Source organism: Ruegeria sp. BB6, assembly GCF_056539385.1.
The window spans coordinates 141,209-157,616 of the sequence record NZ_JBQFUW010000009.1; the positions used below are offsets into that span (position 1 = coordinate 141,209).

The following is a 16,408-nucleotide window of genomic DNA, read 5'->3' on the forward strand; positions in this document are numbered from 1 at the left end:
TCTGTTGGCGAAAACGTGTCTTATAGAACTCAACGCCGCGCGCAACTTGTTTGTGGAGTACACAACAGTGGCTAAATCTGAAAAAGCCTCTTGAGTCCGCCGCGCGGCTGGCATATCTGGGGCGCACCTTAGGGGTATAGCTCAGTTGGTAGAGCGACGGTCTCCAAAACCGTAGGTCGCGGGTTCGAACCCTGCTGCCCCTGCCATTTAAAATCAACAACTTAGCCGGCGAATTTTCTTGAGGTTGTAGCGTAGTTTACACCTCGTTTTACAGTTTTGTTCGCGAATCCTCCTTCGGTCACTGCCGGTGTTACGACATTTGCTATTTTTCACTTCTACAAAATCGAAGCTATGAAGTGTTTGTTGATCGCCAATAGTTGTTTTGGTTATGGCGCGCTTGAGGGAATCTTGCCTGACACCAGTTGTGCTAAAGAATTAGAACAAAATGGGAACTTTGTTGTTGCCAGTGACAGAGTTACTTGCTACAAAAACTTGGTCACATTGGGTTGTGACTTTTCAGCTAAACTCAGCGGGCCTTTGGGTCCGCTTTTCTTTTTCCGGCGTGTGGCAAGTCGTTGGCCAGTAGCATTGCCCAAGCCCACTCACGTCCGATTTGTGTTCAGTTGCGTTTTTCTCTTTGTGGGCTTTGCGGTTTACAGAAGTTCTCTAAGTCATTGAATATCCGATCAGTAAAACCAACCCTGCGCTACAAAATTGTCGTTGTAAATCAAGGAAAAGCCAGGGTCTCCAAAACCGTAGGTCGCGGGTTCGAACCCTGCTGCCCCTGCCATTTCTCTAGAAATCTCTGGTAAGCCTGCTCTGCTCAAGCCGCAGCATTTCGGCCACGATTTCTGTATTCTTGGCAAACCAAGTATTGTTGTCCCCGTTCTTGATAAGTTTGAGCCGCTTTGGGGGCAATTCATGCGTATTTTCTTTAAGCAAAGCCTTGTGGCGTTCTGGTTCGTATGGTGGGCCTTTGCTTTTCTTACGGACTTTATCGGTGGCCTCGAGCTGCTGGGGTATACTTCCACACCCTGGTTCGATGGGCACAACTACCCATTCCTGGAAAAAACACTTGAACAGTTCGGAGCGACTCCGGCCGTGGATATCGCCCTTTTCGTCGGTATCATTGTCTGGGCTTTGATTTCGGCTCTGCTGTTTTTGATTGCGGCTGCAACGCCTTATGAGAACAAAGGGCTATGGATCAAACGTGTCGATACGGCCTTTGTGGTGTCTATCGGCCTGTGGCTGGCGTTCTTTCTGTCCGACCAGACGGTCATGAAATTCGACCTTGAAGAAAACCACATGGTTCAGGGCGGTTTTCAGCTTTTGTGTTACCTGACGATTCACCTGCTGCCGGATTGAGGTAAAATTCGGCGGAATGCCCAATCGCGGTTTCCACAGCTTTCCGAATACAATACTGTCGGCGGGAACTTGATCAGACGGATGGAGACACATGTCGCGCTTCGATGGATATTTCCTGCGGCAACAGCTGATTCTGTTCGGCTTTTTCACTCTGGTTCTGGTGGGGGTTTTCTGGATCACCCGGTCGGTCAGCCTGTTTGATCGCGTGATCAGCGGCGGGCAGTCGGCAATGGTGTTTCTAGAGTTCACCGCCCTGACCCTTCCAACCTTGATCCGAACCGTGATGCCGATGGCGGTGTTCGCCGCCGCCGTCTATGCCACCAATCGCCTGAGCCGGGAAAGCGAGTTGACAGTTATGCTGGCCACCGGGTCCAGCCCGTGGCGGTTGGCCCGCGCCGTGTTTCTGTTCGGGCTGATTACCGGGCTGATGATGGCTGCAATCAGCGTCTTCCTTCGTCCCGCGTCCGTTGATCAGCTCGAGCGACGTCAGGCCGAAGTAGCGGGCGATGTCACCGCCCAGCTTTTGAACGAGGGTGAATTCATGCACCCGGTGGCTGGTGTCACGGTGTATATCGGGCGGATCGACTTGGATGGGACGCTATACGAAGTGTTCGTCTCTGACCGTCGGGATGAGGATAACCCGGTCAGCTACTCAAGCAAAACTGCCTATCTGGTCAATCACGGTGCCGGGATACACCTCGTGATGGTGGACGGGGTTGCTCTGCGATTGACGCAAGAGGGACGGACGCTGTCATCGACCCTGTTCGAGGATGCGTCCTATGACATCTCAGGGATGACAAACGCCAACCGGATAAACAAACGCAGTCTCGAAGCCATTCCGACCCTAGAACTGCTGCAAGGCCGTGACGCGATTATCGCTGCAGAAGAATTCCGCGAAGGTGAGTTGATCGACGAACTGCATCAGAGGTTTTCGTGGATTGCCATATGCGTGGCGGTCGCGATGGCCGGATATGCCACTTTGATGCTGGGAAGCTTCTCAAGGTTCGGACTCTGGCCGCAGATATTCGGGGCGTTTACGATTCTGGTTTTGCTGGAAGGCGTGCGGGGATTTGTGTCGCCCGTCGTGATCGACGACCCAGATTTGTGGATATTGCTCTATCTGCCGGCGATTCTGGGCATCCTGATTTCATGCGTGTTTCTGTTGATCGCAGGTCGTCCGCTGTTTCGCACCCGACGCCAAACAGCGCCTTCTGCGACCTAGCCCGGACCTCTGAGGTCAGTCACGCAACCCAGTACACTTTCCATGGCTGGGCTGTTCTTTCGGGCGATCAAGTAAACGGGCAGCAAGAGGTCGCGCGAACCTGTCACGAGGCATAGATCGCCAGCGCGTAAGTACTCATCAACGAGATATTCGGGAAAATAGCCGGTTCCGCCTCTTTTGAGGATGTAGCGCAGGGCCATCATGCAGTTTCCCAAAAAGACCGATTGGGTCGACGCCTGTCGCGCGATCGACCGCACGTGATCCTGATAGACCTCTCCCAGTTCCAGATTGACGAAGACGGGGTCGTGCAGGTTGGCCGCCGCCTGAACCAATATCAGCCGTTCCGGGGCAAGCTCCTTATGCTCAACCCGCGCATCCGTGGGCTTTTCATGAGTCAGCGCCACGTCCAGAACATGCGTTGCCACGGCGTCGACCATATTGAGATCGTGATCATAGTTCAGCGTCAGCAGAATTTGCCCAAGGCGTTGTTCAAATCGCACGGCCAAGTCAACCAGCAAAGGATCCCAAACGCTGAGTTGCGCGCCCAAGCGCAGAGCGACCCGGTTCTGTGTCTGGGCTGGCAAATCGTGCGATGCAAATGACCAGAGCGATAGCATCTGTTCGGCATAGGGCCGGAATTGGCGTCCGAATTCCGTCAGCCTGGTGCCCCCGGCACCGCGTGTGAACAGGGGCTTTCCGGTTTCTTTCTCGATCAGCCGGATGCGGGCACTGACAGCCGTCTGGGTGACGTTCAGCTTTCGGGCGGCGGCGTGAAAGCCACCTGTTTCGGCAACGCACAGAAAGGTTTCAAGAGCTTTGGTTTGCATGTCGAAAGTATTTTTTGATTAGTTTGATAAAATCAATTCATTTTTTTGCAGTGCACCACTCGGCTATTCTGCCCCGCGAAAGTTAGTCAAAGGACCGCGACATGCTGGACAAAAGCCACAAGCCCACCTGGACCAGTTTCGAGGAGGCGACCAAGGCGGATTGGGACGCCGTGATGGAATATGAAGAAGCGTATAATGCTGCTCTGCCCGACCGTATTCTGGATGCGATCCGGTCGCTGGACGAAGACTGGACGCCCTATCCGGTCAACCGCTATCAGCACAGCTTACAGGCCGCGACCCGTGCTTTCGAGGATGGCGCGGATGAGGAACTGGTGGTCGCCGCCCTGATCCACGACACCGGTGATATCCTGTCGCCCTACAACCATGGTGAGTTGTCAGCGGCGATGATGAAACCCTATGTCAGCGAAAAGACCTATTGGATACTGAAACATCACTGCGTGTTTCAGGGCTATTACTACAACCACCATCTTGGCGGCGACCGCAACGCGCGCGACAAGTATCGCGACAGCCCTCACTGGGAGGATTGCCGTTATTTCTGCCACGAATACGACCAAAAGGCGTTCGACCCGGACTATCCGACCAAACCGCTGGAGTTCTTCGAGCCGATGTTGCGCCGCGTGTTGAACAGGGGCGAAGGGCACATGGAGCTGAACGAAACGGCCGAGGGTTAACAGGCCGCCATCAGGCGATAGACGATTTGCGCGGCGGTAAAGTCCCAAGCCGCGTTGCCATCGGGGGCCAGCTCGACCACGTCGAAGCCCACACATCTGCGACCTTTCAGGGCATGTTCGACCAGCCGCAGGGCTTGGTAGTAACCAAGCCCGCCCGGAACAGGTGTACCGGTGGCTGGCATTTGCGAGGGGTCCAGCCCGTCCACGTCAAAGCTGACATAGACCAGTTCGGGGAAATCGTCGGGCAGGTCGACGGCGTGGATGTTGCCGGTGACAAGTTCCTCGGCATCCACGTGAAAGACGTGGTTTTTCAAACGACTTTTGGCTTCTTCGGTGGAAAAGGCGCGGACGCCGAACTGGGCCAGATTGATGCCCTCCTCGGCCAGCAGGTGCATGACCGAAGCATGTGAGTGTTTCTCGCCCTGATAAGCGTTGCGCAGGTCGGCATGGGCGTCGATCTGCACGATCCCGATGGGTTGATTCAAGGCCCGCGCCACGCCCATAACTGCGCCATAGCTGAGCGAATGCTCACCGCCCAGTGTGACCGGTACCTTGCCCGCGTGAATGGCGGCCTCGGTACGTTGGGCGAGGCGTTCTATAACCTCAGGCAGGGGGCCGTCGCAGTCCAGTGGGTCTTCGGTGTAGATGCCTTCGACACAAGGTTCGGCGTGGCCGGTGATACGCTCCAGCTCGTTGCTGGCTTCGATAATGGCTTCGGGGCCTCTGGCGGTGCCCGAGCCGTAGGAAACAGTTCGCTCCAGTGGCACGGGGATGACGCGGAAACGGGCGTCTTCGGTGCGCTCGGATGCGGTTAGTTCGCTGTCGAGGAAAATGCTCATGAGAGGCGGTCCTTAAAGTCGTCATAGCCGAACTGTTTGATGATCTTCAGCTCGTCCGTTTCGCTGTTCCACAGGGCGATGGTTGGTAGAGGCACGCCGTTGAACGTGTTGGTCTTGACCATCGAGTAGTGCGCCTGATCGAGGAATGCGAAGCGCTGTCCGATCTCCAGCGGTTTGTCCCATATATAGTCGCCGATCACGTCACCGGCCAGACAGGACGGCCCGCCCAGACGATAAGTATGGCCTGTGTCGGCCTCGTCCATCAGGGCGGGGCGATAGGGGGCTTCGATAACGTCAGGCATGTGGCAGGTGGCCGAGATATCGGTGATTGCAAGGGTCATGCCGTTGGTCGGCAGGTCGAGGATTTCGCCCACCAGAATGCCCGCGTCCAGCGCGACGGCCTCTCCGGGCTCAAGGTAGACATCGACGTTGTAGGTTTCGCGGATGGTCTTGATGAACTCCACCAACCCCTCGCGGTCGTAATCGTCGCGGGTGATGTGATGGCCTCCGCCGAAGTTCAGCCATTTTAGCTGACTTATGAAGGGCTTGAGTTTCGGCTCGACCGCGTCCCATGTGCGTTGAAGGGGGTCAAAGCCCTGTTCGCAGAGCGTGTGCATGTGCAATCCGTCTACGCCTTTCAAGGTCTGGGCAGTCAGTTGGCTGACAGGGGTGCCGAGGCGTGAGCAGGGCGCGCAGGGGTCGTATTTGGGAATCTCGCCCTCGGAATGTTCGGGGTTGATGCGCAGACCGACCTGAACCTTGGCGGCTTGGGCCTTGGCGAGGAACCGTTCCTTTTGCGCAGGCGAGTTGAAGATAACGTGGTCGGAAAGCGCAAGGATTTCGTCGATGTCAGAGTCTTTGTAACCGGCGCAGAAGGTAGCAACCTCGCCGCCATATTCCTCGCGGCCCAGACGCGCCTCGTAGATACCACTGGCGCAGGTGCCGCCGAGGTGCCGGCGTACCAGCGGAGCGAGCGAGAACATGGAGAACGCTTTGAGAGCGGAAAGGACATGTGCGCCGGAGCGGGCGCCGACATTGGAGAGGACACGCAGGTTCCGATCAACCGCCTTTTCGTCAACTACGAAACACGGGGTGGGCACGCGGCTCAGATCGAAATTGCGAAACGCTCCGGCGTCGCCGGCCTGTGTGGTCATCATGTCGGACATATCAGGCGTCTCCGATTGTGGAGAGGCCGGGGGGCCAGCCCCCCGGACCCCCCGGGATATTTTTGGCCAGATGAAGAATTCGGATCAGAATTCGACCGGGCCGTCGAGTTCGTGGACTTGCCACGGCAGGCCGTGGGTGTTCAGCATGTCCATGAAGTCGTCCGGGTCGAGCTGTTCCATGTTCCATACACCCGGTTCGGTCCAGTTGCCTTTCAGCACTTGTGCCGCGCCGATCATGGCGGGGACGCCGGTCGTGTAGCTGACGGCTTGGCTGCCGACCTCGGCGTAGCATTCCTCATGGTCGCAGATGTTATAGATGTAGAAGGTTTTTTCGCCCGAGCCGTCTTTGGCCTGGCCTGTGGCAATGTCGCCGATGCAGGCTTTGCCCTTGGTTTCTGCGCCTAGGTCGCCGGGATCGGGCAGCAGGGTTTTCAGGAACTGGATCGGGATGATTTCCTTGCCGTCATGCATCACCGGATCAATGCGGGTCATGCCGACATTTTCCAGCACTTTGGCGTGGGTGATGTAGGCGTCGCCGAAGGTCATCCAGAAGCGGGCGCGCTCGATCTCGGGGAAGTGGGTGCTGAGCGATTCCAGTTCCTCGTGATACATCAGGTACATGTTTTTGGGGCCGATGGCGGGGAAGTCGAACTCGACCTTATGGGTCATGGCGGGGGAGTGTTTCCACTCGCCACCTTCCCAGTGACGCACTTCGGCCAGCACTTCGCGCAGGTTAATCTCGGGGTTGAAGTTGGTGGCGAATTCCTGATCGTTGCTACCGCCATTGGCGTCCAGAACGTCGATCTGGCGGATCGTGTCCAGTTTGTGTTTCTTGAGCCACTTGGCAAACACGCTAGTCACGCCCGGATCGAAGCCCGAGCCGAGGATGGCGGTCAGGCCGGCCGCTTTGAACCGTTCTTGATAGGCCCATTGCCAGTGGTACTCAAACTTGGCTTCATCCTCTGGCTCGTAGTTCGCGGTGTCGAGATAGTGGATGCCAGCCTCAAGGCACGCGTCCATCAGCACCAGATCCTGATAGGGCAGTGCGAGGTTCACGAGAATTTCGGCGCCGGTGTCCTTGATCAGCTGGACCGTGTCCGCGACCTTGTAGGCGTCCAGTTCGGCGGTTTTGATCTCAACGCCTACGCGTTCTTTCACCGATTTGGCGATGGCGTCGCATTTCGATTTCGTGCGGCTGGCCAGAGTGATTTCGGTGAAGATGTCCGAATTCATTGCCATCTTGTGCACCGCAGCGTGGGATACGCCGCCAGCGCCGACAACCAGTGTTTTGCCCATGGGGTCGTCTCCTTTTTTATTCGTAATAGGTGTAGCCGTTTATCGAGTCGCGATAGGCGCTCATGAGGGTTTTGCGGTCTTTGGCTTTCAGAGTACCGGTCGAGATCGCCTCGTCCACCATTTTGCGGAAGGCGGCGACGCAATCGGTCGGGTCGAATTCCACGTAGGACAGTACTTCTGAGATCGTGTCGCCTTCTTGTTCGTGCAGCAGGTCGAAGCCGCCGTCAGGTCGCAGGTCGATGGTGACGACGTTGGTGTCTCCGAACAGGTTGTGCAGATCGCCCAGCGTCTCTTGATAGGCGCCGACAAAGAATACCCCCATGAAATACTCGTCATTCGCGGGTAGGGAATGCACGGGCAAGCTGGGAGATACTCCATCGGCCAGAATGAACCGGTCGATCTTGCCATCGCTGTCGCAGGTGATGTCCGACAGGACCGCGCGGCGGTCGGGTGTTTCGTTCAAGCCTTGCAGCGGGACGATCGGGTGCAGCTGGTCAATTGCCCAGACATCGGGCAACGACTGGAACAATGAGAAATTGCAGTGATAAATATCAGCCACTTTCTCAAGCTGGTCGTCGACATCCGTTTCCAGAGTGTCACTTGCGGCCAGTGCCTTGAGGCGGGCCATCAAGGAAAGGTAGATGCGTTCCGCACGGGCCATCTGGCGCAGGTCGACATAACCGCGCCTGAAAAGCGCGCGCAACTCGTTACGGTAGAATGTGGCGTCGTTCCAACATTCCTGAAGGCGGTCTTTGCTGAGATAGCCGTGCACCGCAGCGAGGTCAGCCACGAGATGGTGGTCGTCTTGTTCGACTTCAGGACAGTTTGGTGCATCGTACAATGTGCTTTCCAGTACGTTGAACACCAACATCGAGGATGTCGCGACCACAGCCCGGCCACTTTCGGTTACCAGTGCCGGATGGGCGACTGCGGCTTCGTCCATTGCGTAGGCGACGGTTTCCACCACATTGGCGCAGTATTCCTCGACCGTGTAGTTGATCGAGTTCTCGGCGGCCTTCTTTTCGCCCGTGTAATCCACACCCATGCCACCGCCTAGGTCCAGGTGGGTCAACGGAACGCCTTCACGCGTGAGCTCGGTGTAATAGCGGCACGCTTCTCCGACGGCGCGGCGCACATCGTTGACGTCCTGAACCTGCGAGCCGAGATGCGAGTGCTGCAGTTTTAGGCAATGTAGAAGGCCAGCCGCTTTGAGCTTGTCCACGACAGCCACCAGTTGATCGGTATTCATGCCAAAGGCGGAACGGTCGCCGGAACTTTCTTCCCACTTGCCGCTGATCTGGTTGGTCAGTTTCACACGAACGCCAATCAGGGGTTCTATGCCAAGCTCATTATATGCCGCGATGACGGTATCGGCTTCTTTGGGGCTTTCCAGGACGATAACCGTGTTGAAGCCGATCTTGCGGCTGAGGATCGCAAGCTGGATAAATTCGGTGTCCTTTACGCCGTTGCAGACGATAAGCGCCTCGCTTGCCAGTCGATGGGCCAGTGCAATGACCAGTTCCGGCTTGGACCCAGCCTCGAGGCCGTAATTGTACTTTTGGCCAAAGTCGACGATCCGGTCGATCACCTGAGCCTGCTGGTTCACCTTGATAGGAAAGACGCCACGATATTTACCCTTATAGCCAGTGCGAGCGATGGCCGCTGAGAAACTGTCGTTGATATGGGCGATCTCGTTTTCCAGATACGAACTGATACGCAGGATCATAGGAGCCTTGATGCCCCGTTCGTCCAGATCGCTGAGAATTCCGGGCAGGCTGATCGCGGCCGTTTGCGGGGACATCGGGTTGCGCAGACCGATCTCGCCGTGCTCTGTCACCTCGATGAGGCCCTTGCCCCATTTATCAACCCCATAGATGGAATGCGGTGCGTCGGGCGTCTGTTTCAATCAAGTCAGTCCTTAACGTAGGGGTGCAGGTCTCGCGCCCGCCAAATACGGCAGCAGCTTGATTCTTCCAAGTGTAATCTATGTTGCGGGGTTTGCCGAATTCACGCGGAGTGCCAGACGGGGATCAGGTGATTGTTCCATTGACAGGTCTGACGCGCCGACATCCGTGGCCCCGTCCCCAAGCGTTCCATTATGCCCCGGCTACCCTTGCGTGCAGATGCTCGGACCGCATACGTCCTTCAGGGCGAATGCAAGGGCAACGACGACCGCGCGCATTACAGGCTCTCGAGAAATCGAATGAGCGCCGCGCGGTCTGGCCTTGGCATGGATACCACCCTGTCCCGAGCTGGTTGTGCTTCACCGCCGTGCCAGAGGATCGCCTCCAGCACAGATCGGGCGCGGCCGTCATGAAGAAATTGAGTGTGCCCCGAAACCTGTCTGGTCAAGCCGATCCCCCATAGAGGCGGTGTGCGCCACTCACGACCTGTCGCGCGTGCCTCGGGCCGATTGTCCGCCAGTCCGTCGCCCATGTCATGCAGCAGCAGGTCGGTATAGGGCCAAATCAACTGGAAACTATGCTCGGGTCGATCTTCCATCCGGTGGGTGACGTGCGACGGCGTGTGACATGAGGCGCAGCCTGCTTCATGAAACACCTGTTTGCCGTGCAGTACTTGTGGATCGTCCGCATCTCGCCGCTCGGGCACGCCGAGGTTGCGACTGTAGAATGTGACCAGGTCCAAGCCCAGTTGGTCGATTTCAAACACGCGGTCGTCCGAGCCTCCGTGAGGGGCGTTCACACAGTCGACCTGCAACTCGGTGCAGTCTCCGTGGTTCGCGGGGTACAGCGGGCTTGAGATGCCGATGTCGCCCGCAAAAGCTGCTGCTGATTGCTCCATGATGGTCGGTAAGCCAGCCTTGTGACCGAAACGGCCCATCATCGGCTCGCCATATTCTACGGACCAGACAATATTTGGCCGTCCCGATATCCCGTCACCATCGGCGTCATCGGGGTCTGCTTTCGACAGTAGATCGGCGACCGGGATCGCCTCAAGCAGCCCCAGCCCGATCATTTGCGGAGCAACGCGTGGGCTGATCATCGCTTGGGGGTGTAGTGGGCCATATCCAAGGTCGGCAGCTTTGTAGACCGGGTGGCGCAGCGTCGCGACCTCTCCGTCCGATAGCATGATCGGATCGTCCCGGTACGTAATGTCCAGTCGGTATTCCGCCGGATGACCCGGCAGGGAAAGTTCCTGCAATTGACCGCCGTAGTTCGGTTCAGGCGAGGTGGCGATATAGTCCTTGATCTCGTCCACTGTGTTCCCGCCGGGAACCGAAACACGCAGGAACATCGAAACAGCGTTATCCGATGGCCCGTTCGGTGTGTGGCCGCGCCCATCTTTTATGTGGCAGCGTTGACAGGAGCGCGCATTGTAAAGCGGCCCCAAGCCATCAGAAGCCAGCGTCGAAGACGGAGACGAAACCCAGATCTTTTTGAACAGCCCATTGCCGACCCTGAAGTCCAGCTCTTGCTCGAACTTTAGGTTGCCCGAGGGTTGCGAGAACGCGTCCTGGTCCGCGCGCAGACGGACAGTGGCAGCCCCGGCGGGCAGTTCCTCGAACCGTTGTGGCGCGTCGAAACGCTCGGGTGCCGCTGTGATGCTCGCAATCCGGGCTTGTTCGTCCTGAGTTCGGGGTTGGAAGTTTAGGTGCAAGTCCTGCAGCTCGGCTGACAGGGACGGCGCGGCCGCAAAAACGGCCGCCACCGCAAGAGAAAGCCTATTCGCCTTCGTCCATTTTCGATGCGTTGAGTTGCGCATAATTGGCTTCGCCAATCCTTTCATACAGATCAAGCTGCGTTTCGAGGAAGTCGATGTGGTTCTCCTCGTCGCGGATCAGTTCCTCGAACAGAGACATGGACGCATAATCGCCAGCCTCGCGGCAGTATTCACGCGCCTCAACGTACAAAGCCCGAGCATCGTTTTCGGCGGCCAGATCGCATTCCAATGTTTCCTTTGGGTTTTGACCGATCCTCAACGGGTCCAGTTTTTGCAGGTTGGGATGGCCCTCCAGAAAGATGATCCGCTCGATCAACTTGTCTGCGTGGCCCATCTCCTCGATGCTTTCTTCGCGGCTTTTCTTGGCCATATGACCAAGACCCCAATCCTCTTGCAGCCGGTAGTGCAGCCAATATTGACTGACCGCCGTTAATTCATGCCGCAGGGACTTGTTGAGATACTCGATTACCTTGGGATCGCCCTTCATCTACACTCTCCTGTGTTCCTTCTGTGCGCAACGCACGAAGCTGCATGGGGACTTCCAGATTATCGCTGGCTCGCATCATGTCTAGGAAAAGCGGCATACAACCGCCACAATCCGCTGACTTTCCAAGAGCATGGTAAATTTTGCCGGGGGTGATGATTGCCTGTTCGTCAGACGACCGCATCCAGTCGATCGCGGCGCGGATGTCGTGGTCGGTTATGTTTGTACAATGACATACGATCATGACGACTCGCCGATCTTTTGATTTCTTACTTAATTAGTCGGTTATTTAGCGCGGGTCCAGCCGCAAGTTGCGTATTCACTTGGCCAAGCAGGGAAGAAGCGCGAAACGTTCCGCGCTTCGGCACCGGGCGACCTTACTGAAAGACGGCATCCGGGTTGTCCAAGCTGTCCGAACCTTCAAACGCGACTTGGTCCAGTTTCAGAGTCGCCACGATGCGTTCAATCGTTTTTGTCTGGTCAATCAGCCCATTTACGCCCGCCATGATTAGCTGCTCTCCGTCTTCGTTGCCGCGCTCCAGCATTTGGTCATATGCGAACCCGGACTCAGCGGTCGCCTTCAAGCGCCCCAAAGCTTGCATCGTATTGGCCAACTTGACCTTCATTTCGGCATCCAGCTCTGGGTTTGTCTCGCTCAGCAGATCAGAGAGAGACGCGCCGCCGACCGGAGTGCCATCAATGCGGGTATAGCTTCCCAGATAGACATTCTGGATGCCCAGCCCGTCATAGTAGTGGCTGTTGTGAGTATTGTCCGAGAAGCAATCGTGTTCTTCCTCAGGGTCGTTCAGCATCAAGCCGAGACGCATCCGCTCTCCGGCCTGTTCTCCATAGGAAAGGGAACCCATGCCGGTGAGGATCGCGCTGATCCCTGCGGTTTCGTTGGCTGTCAAAGCCGCACGTGCCTCGCCGCCTACTTTCCATTGCTCTACCATCCACGCCAGATCACTGACCAGCAGGTCCGTTGCCGCACTCAGGTATTGCGCGCGACGGTCGCAATTGTCCCCTGTGCACGCGTCGCCCTGCACATAGTCCGTGAAAGGACGGTTTCCTGCGCCAGAACCGTGGCCGTTCAGATCCTGGCCCCACAACAGAAACTCAATGGCGTGATAACCGGTTGCAACATTGGCCTCGATCCCATCCGCTTCGTGCAGGGTGTCACTCAGAAGGGCCGGGGTGATCTCGCTGGCGTCAATGGTTTTGCCTGAAAGGTCGAAACTAGGATTGGCAATCACGTTCAGGGCAGCGAACGCGTTTTCGTCGTTTGCACCGCCGTAAGACGCATCGACATAATCGATCAGCCCTTCGTCCAACGGCCACGCGTTAACCTTGCCTTCCCAGTCATCGACGACAGCGTTGCCAAAGCGGTAAACTTCCGACTGCTGGTATGGCACGCGCGCGGCAATCCACGCGGCTCGGGCGGCGTTCAATGTTGCGTCCGAAGGATAGGCGATCAAATCGTCTATGGCGGTCCCAAGCGTCTTGGCGGCGATCAGGCTATCTTCGTATTTTGCCTGGGCAATGTCGGCGTAGGTCGTCAGGATTTCCGACCGGGAAGGGGCTTCGTCTGCGGCAAGCGCGTTTGCAGCGGTCAGCGCAAGCACGCTGGCCAAGGTAATAACTCTGATCATCTGGGTCAGGTCTTTCGATTCAGAAATGGAGATTGGCGCGCTGGCATGGGCTGGCTGACTATTAACTGAGTGAAACAGTCAACATTGTCAACCGAAGTTTCGCAATGGCGGCTTCGCGCCCTCAACGTTTTCTGCCTCCCGATATCTGGTGGGGCAGAAACGTCTTCCTTGCGATTGTGCCCTGGTCATAAAAAATTTAAATAAATCAAGGTATTTCGTTCAAGGTGTAGCTGTGAAGATTAGATGCTCTTTGGTTGCTTTGGTCTTGTTTCCCGTAGTCGCCATCGCCGAAACCCTGCCAGAGATGATTGCCCAGGCAGAGGCCAACCATTTGGATATCGCCATTTCCGGGGCGGAATTCTCACTGTCCCTGACCGTTTCAGGGTCCGACATTTTCAACGACCAAGACGAAACCACGGACCACAGGTCCAAAGTGGCCATCGCGGTTTCAAACCTCTCCAGACCGTTCGACCTGTTTCAAACCCCGCGCGAGGCCGGATGTGTTGCGACTTCTGCCAATGTGACGCTTGCGGGTGCCGGCTTGGGGCGCGGTGCGATAGCTGATCAAGCTGAAAAAGCTGCGGTTGGCCAAGGTTTTCGTGCGGACTATGCGATAAATTGCAGAAACATTGATGCCGTCCAGCATATTCGTTTTGCCTATTTTGACCGCTTCCCGAATGCTGAAAAACTTGTGGTAAAGGTCATGGGAGCGGGGACGAACTTATTGCAGGAGGTAACGCGCGATAGTCCAATGTTGGACTTTGCCGCGACCCAAGGTCTTTGAGGTCAAACACCAAACCCGTTTACCTGTCTTGAGGCGACTGAGATCAAATATACGCTACCAAAGCACGGAGTCTTATGAGGATTTTGGCGAGGATCGCGAATGGCCCGGCATCTGGGCTATAGACCGTGGCCGAGCCGACCATGCCAAGCTGCGCGGCGTGCTCAGGAAGATCATTGGGCCAATCCAGCATGACAAGAACCTCTGACGCGGATCCCACGGATGCTGCGGAAAGCAGGTCAGAGCTTACGGGGATTTGGCCCCCTGCGGTGCCGGGGGAAACAACCGAGATGCCAGATTTCAATATCGCGCCGGGCACCGCGTCAAGAACCAGTTCGGCAGGCATTCCTGCCTCAAGCACAGCGGACCCGTTTTGACGGAATACCCCAACCAGCCTCAGTGATCCGGTCTCGATAAAGGGCATGACGGACCCTGTTGATCGGACTTGATCGCCGGGGGACAGGTTCACCGCGGTGACGATCCCTTCCTGCGGAGCACGGACGGTTGTGTCAGACAGGTCCAGCCACGCTATTTCTAGGCGGGCCTCGGCAGCTTCGAGAATGGCGCGGCTTTCGTCCAGATCCTGTTGCGAGATCGAAAGCCCCGGGTTTTTCTCAAAGGCGGACTGTTGTCTGTCCAAGGTGAGTGTCGCGATCTCAACTTCTGCTTCGGCTTCTGCCACGACAAGTTGATACGGAGCCGGGTCAATTTGGAACAGGACCTCTCCGGCGGTGACGGTCTGGTTGGCCACGACCGGGACATCCACCACCACTCCGTTCACCGAGGGGGCGATTTCGACCACAATACCCATGACCGCGATCCGACCCGAAGGTGTCTTGGTGTTCAACTGCGCGACGACATACAGACAGATCAGCAACCCAACCAAGGCCGAGGTGATCTTGCTGGACCGCGTCCAAGGAAGCAGTTTGAATTTGAAAAAGACAAGCCAGATAAGCCCGAAGTAAATTGCGAGGATTATCAGCATTTCAAATCTCCTGCCGATTGGTATGTTTTAGTCCAGCGTGCCGTGCCCGACGTCAGCGCGAAAGGAACAGGTCGCGGAATCTCTGCCTCATCGGAGGCGTCCTAGGTTTTGTTTTCCTCACTTGCAAACGCAGAAGCACCGAAAGACATAGCCAAAATACCAGCGGCTATCAGCGTGTTCATCAGGATACTCCTTTGGGAAGGGGCGGGCGTCAGAAGACAATGCGCGTGCGAAGACTGAACAGCGCGATGCTGTCCTGATCGGGATTAAGCAGCGGGTTGGAGATGAATTGGGCGGACGGCGTTATCTGAAGGCCCGGCGAAATCGAGAACCGATAGAACGCTTCGAGCGTGAACTGATCTCCGTCGACGCCGCGCGCCTCGGCCCAGTTCAGGCCCAGACCGGCAAGGTCCGTGTTGCGCCCATAATACCCGATTCCGGTCGAGACGGAACGGTCGTACAAAGCCGCCGTTCCCTTAGAGGCACCTGCGCGAAAGAACGGCATCCACGTGTTGCCAACGAACCAGGCTGCGGAAAAGGCGGCACCGTAATCTTCTGCTCGGCTTCCGTCCGCTGCGGCGTCTGCATGCCAAAGGGTCAGGTGGACATTGTCAAAGTAGATACGATCAAAGGCAGAGGTATAGCCCAGTTCCAACGACTTAAAGAGATTGCCGTCGCTGAATACATCGAAATCCGGGTCGGACGGGTCCGCGTTGGCGTCGGCGATGCTGGCCACCGCGTAAAGGTTCCTACTGAGTTTAAGCCCTCCGGCGATCCCCAGCCCCTGATTGGGGGTGTTGATCGTGGGGTTTGTGTTAAAGGCAAGATTTTGAAAACCGCTGTAGGGGCTGACCAGCCCGTAGATATCAACGAAATCCGTCACGTCGATTTGCCCGACCTGCAAGGTCCATGCCCCGCTCTCGGCGCGCTGGGTCCAAAAGAGATTGGTCAGCAGAAGCCCGCTATCGTTGAACGCAGTGCCAGTGATGGACAACGCGCCTCCGTCCAGTCCCAGAAACTGCGGTGCGACGTCGGTATAACTGTGGCGATCTTCGATCTTGAAGGTCAGCGACCCAAGCTCGCTTGCTTGCCAGCTCCCATAAAATCGAGCGATGCCACCGGCGGCTTCGGCCTCGCCCAGATCAGCATTCGTTGTCTGCCCAAGTGCGAGATAGTCGATGTTAAACCGAAAGCCATTCTCGGCAAGGCGGTCCTTCCACGTAAACCAATTCGGTGCGATATTGCGTGGAAAGTCGGATCGGTATTGCGGGTCGGTCAGCCCGTCACCGGGCTCAAGCTCTGCCCCTACGGAGGACGGTCCGGACAATCCCTGCGCCATAGCTGCTGTGCCGCAAGCCATGAACACCAGTGAAACGCCGAGCAATCTGATCATCCCGAACCCCTCGGGCCAGCGGATAGGC

The 16,408-nt window shown here is 56.8% G+C and carries 15 protein-coding genes and 1 tRNA gene; 5 read left to right on the top strand and 11 right to left on the bottom strand.

All coding sequences use genetic code 11. The features are described 5' to 3' along the window. Nucleotides 1-130: 130 nt before the first annotated feature. The 3 genes from ACR0B7_RS18545 (at nucleotide 131) to lptF (ending at nucleotide 2,587) form a co-directional block, all read left to right on the top strand. A tRNA-Trp gene (locus ACR0B7_RS18545) sits at nucleotides 131-206 on the top strand. 715 nt (nucleotides 207-921) lie between these two features. Then, nucleotides 922-1,365, top strand: a complete 444-nt coding sequence (locus tag ACR0B7_RS18550; protein ID WP_170385345.1) for a hypothetical protein — start codon at nucleotides 922-924, stop codon at nucleotides 1,363-1,365. Between the two features lie 91 nt (nucleotides 1,366-1,456). Further along, on the top strand, nucleotides 1,457-2,587 hold the full coding sequence (gene lptF / locus ACR0B7_RS18555) for an LPS export ABC transporter permease LptF (protein ID WP_170576943.1): 1,131 nt from the start codon (nucleotides 1,457-1,459) through the stop codon (nucleotides 2,585-2,587). Here the strand turns inward: lptF and ACR0B7_RS18560 are convergent. Continuing rightward, nucleotides 2,584-3,414 carry a LysR family transcriptional regulator gene (locus tag ACR0B7_RS18560; protein ID WP_170485638.1) on the bottom strand — a complete coding sequence of 277 codons (831 nt, stop codon included), beginning with the start codon at nucleotides 3,412-3,414 and terminating at the stop codon, nucleotides 2,584-2,586. The two genes, lptF and ACR0B7_RS18560, sit on opposite strands and share 4 nt — an antisense overlap. 101 nt (nucleotides 3,415-3,515) lie before the next feature. Here ACR0B7_RS18560 and ACR0B7_RS18565 point away from each other — a divergent pair, with 101 nt between their 5' ends. Then, on the top strand, nucleotides 3,516-4,106 hold the full coding sequence (locus ACR0B7_RS18565; RefSeq protein ID WP_170566411.1) for an HD domain-containing protein: 591 nt from the start codon (nucleotides 3,516-3,518) through the stop codon (nucleotides 4,104-4,106). On the opposite strand, the gene speB is transcribed toward ACR0B7_RS18565, so the two are convergent. The 8 genes from speB to ACR0B7_RS18605 all read right to left on the bottom strand — a co-directional run bounded on the left by speB (nucleotide 4,103) and on the right by ACR0B7_RS18605 (nucleotide 13,221). Continuing rightward, nucleotides 4,103-4,945 carry an agmatinase gene (gene speB, locus ACR0B7_RS18570; protein WP_170576944.1) on the bottom strand — a complete coding sequence of 281 codons (843 nt, stop codon included), beginning with the start codon at nucleotides 4,943-4,945 and terminating at the stop codon, nucleotides 4,103-4,105. The genes ACR0B7_RS18565 and speB overlap by 4 nt on opposite strands. Then, nucleotides 4,942-6,111 (bottom strand): carboxynorspermidine decarboxylase, encoded by a 1,170-nt coding sequence (nspC, locus tag ACR0B7_RS18575; RefSeq protein ID WP_170485641.1) that lies wholly within the window; start codon nucleotides 6,109-6,111, stop codon nucleotides 4,942-4,944. The genes speB and nspC overlap by 4 nt, the downstream gene beginning before the upstream one ends. Before the next feature lie 84 nt (nucleotides 6,112-6,195). Continuing rightward, nucleotides 6,196-7,407 carry a saccharopine dehydrogenase family protein gene (locus tag ACR0B7_RS18580; RefSeq protein ID WP_170485642.1) on the bottom strand — a complete coding sequence of 404 codons (1,212 nt, stop codon included), beginning with the start codon at nucleotides 7,405-7,407 and terminating at the stop codon, nucleotides 6,196-6,198. A gap of 16 nt (nucleotides 7,408-7,423) precedes the next feature. Further along, the gene (gene speA, locus ACR0B7_RS18585; RefSeq protein ID WP_170485643.1) at nucleotides 7,424-9,313 is read right to left on the bottom strand and encodes a biosynthetic arginine decarboxylase; all 1,890 of its coding nucleotides are present in this window, start codon (nucleotides 9,311-9,313) and stop codon (nucleotides 7,424-7,426) included. Between the two features lie 275 nt (nucleotides 9,314-9,588). Next, nucleotides 9,589-11,130 carry a di-heme oxidoredictase family protein gene (locus ACR0B7_RS18590; RefSeq protein WP_170576945.1) on the bottom strand — a complete coding sequence of 514 codons (1,542 nt, stop codon included), beginning with the start codon at nucleotides 11,128-11,130 and terminating at the stop codon, nucleotides 9,589-9,591. Next, entirely contained in the window at nucleotides 11,090-11,575 is a 486-nt protein-coding gene (gene bfr / locus ACR0B7_RS18595) for a bacterioferritin (protein ID WP_170485645.1), read from the bottom strand. Before bfr ends, ACR0B7_RS18590 begins: the two co-directional genes overlap by 41 nt. Further along, nucleotides 11,523-11,816, bottom strand: coding sequence for a (2Fe-2S)-binding protein (locus ACR0B7_RS18600; RefSeq protein ID WP_170485646.1), 294 nt, complete (start codon nucleotides 11,814-11,816; stop codon nucleotides 11,523-11,525). Before ACR0B7_RS18600 ends, bfr begins: the two co-directional genes overlap by 53 nt. A 133-nt stretch (nucleotides 11,817-11,949) precedes the next feature. Then, nucleotides 11,950-13,221, bottom strand: a complete 1,272-nt coding sequence (locus ACR0B7_RS18605) for an imelysin family protein (RefSeq protein WP_170570354.1) — start codon at nucleotides 13,219-13,221, stop codon at nucleotides 11,950-11,952. A 148-nt stretch (nucleotides 13,222-13,369) separates the two neighbouring features. On the opposite strand from ACR0B7_RS18605, the gene ACR0B7_RS18610 reads away from it, so the two are divergent. Further along, entirely contained in the window at nucleotides 13,370-14,005 is a 636-nt protein-coding gene (locus ACR0B7_RS18610; RefSeq protein ID WP_170570351.1) for a ZrgA family zinc uptake protein, read from the top strand. A gap of 43 nt (nucleotides 14,006-14,048) precedes the next feature. Here ACR0B7_RS18610 and ACR0B7_RS18615 read toward each other — a convergent pair whose 3' ends face one another. After that, nucleotides 14,049-14,987, bottom strand: coding sequence for an HlyD family secretion protein (locus ACR0B7_RS18615; protein WP_170570348.1), 939 nt, complete (start codon nucleotides 14,985-14,987; stop codon nucleotides 14,049-14,051). A 211-nt stretch (nucleotides 14,988-15,198) separates the two neighbouring features. Next, entirely contained in the window at nucleotides 15,199-16,380 is a 1,182-nt protein-coding gene (locus ACR0B7_RS18620; RefSeq protein ID WP_170485650.1) for a carbohydrate porin, read from the bottom strand. Between the last annotated feature and the right edge of the window lie 28 nt (nucleotides 16,381-16,408).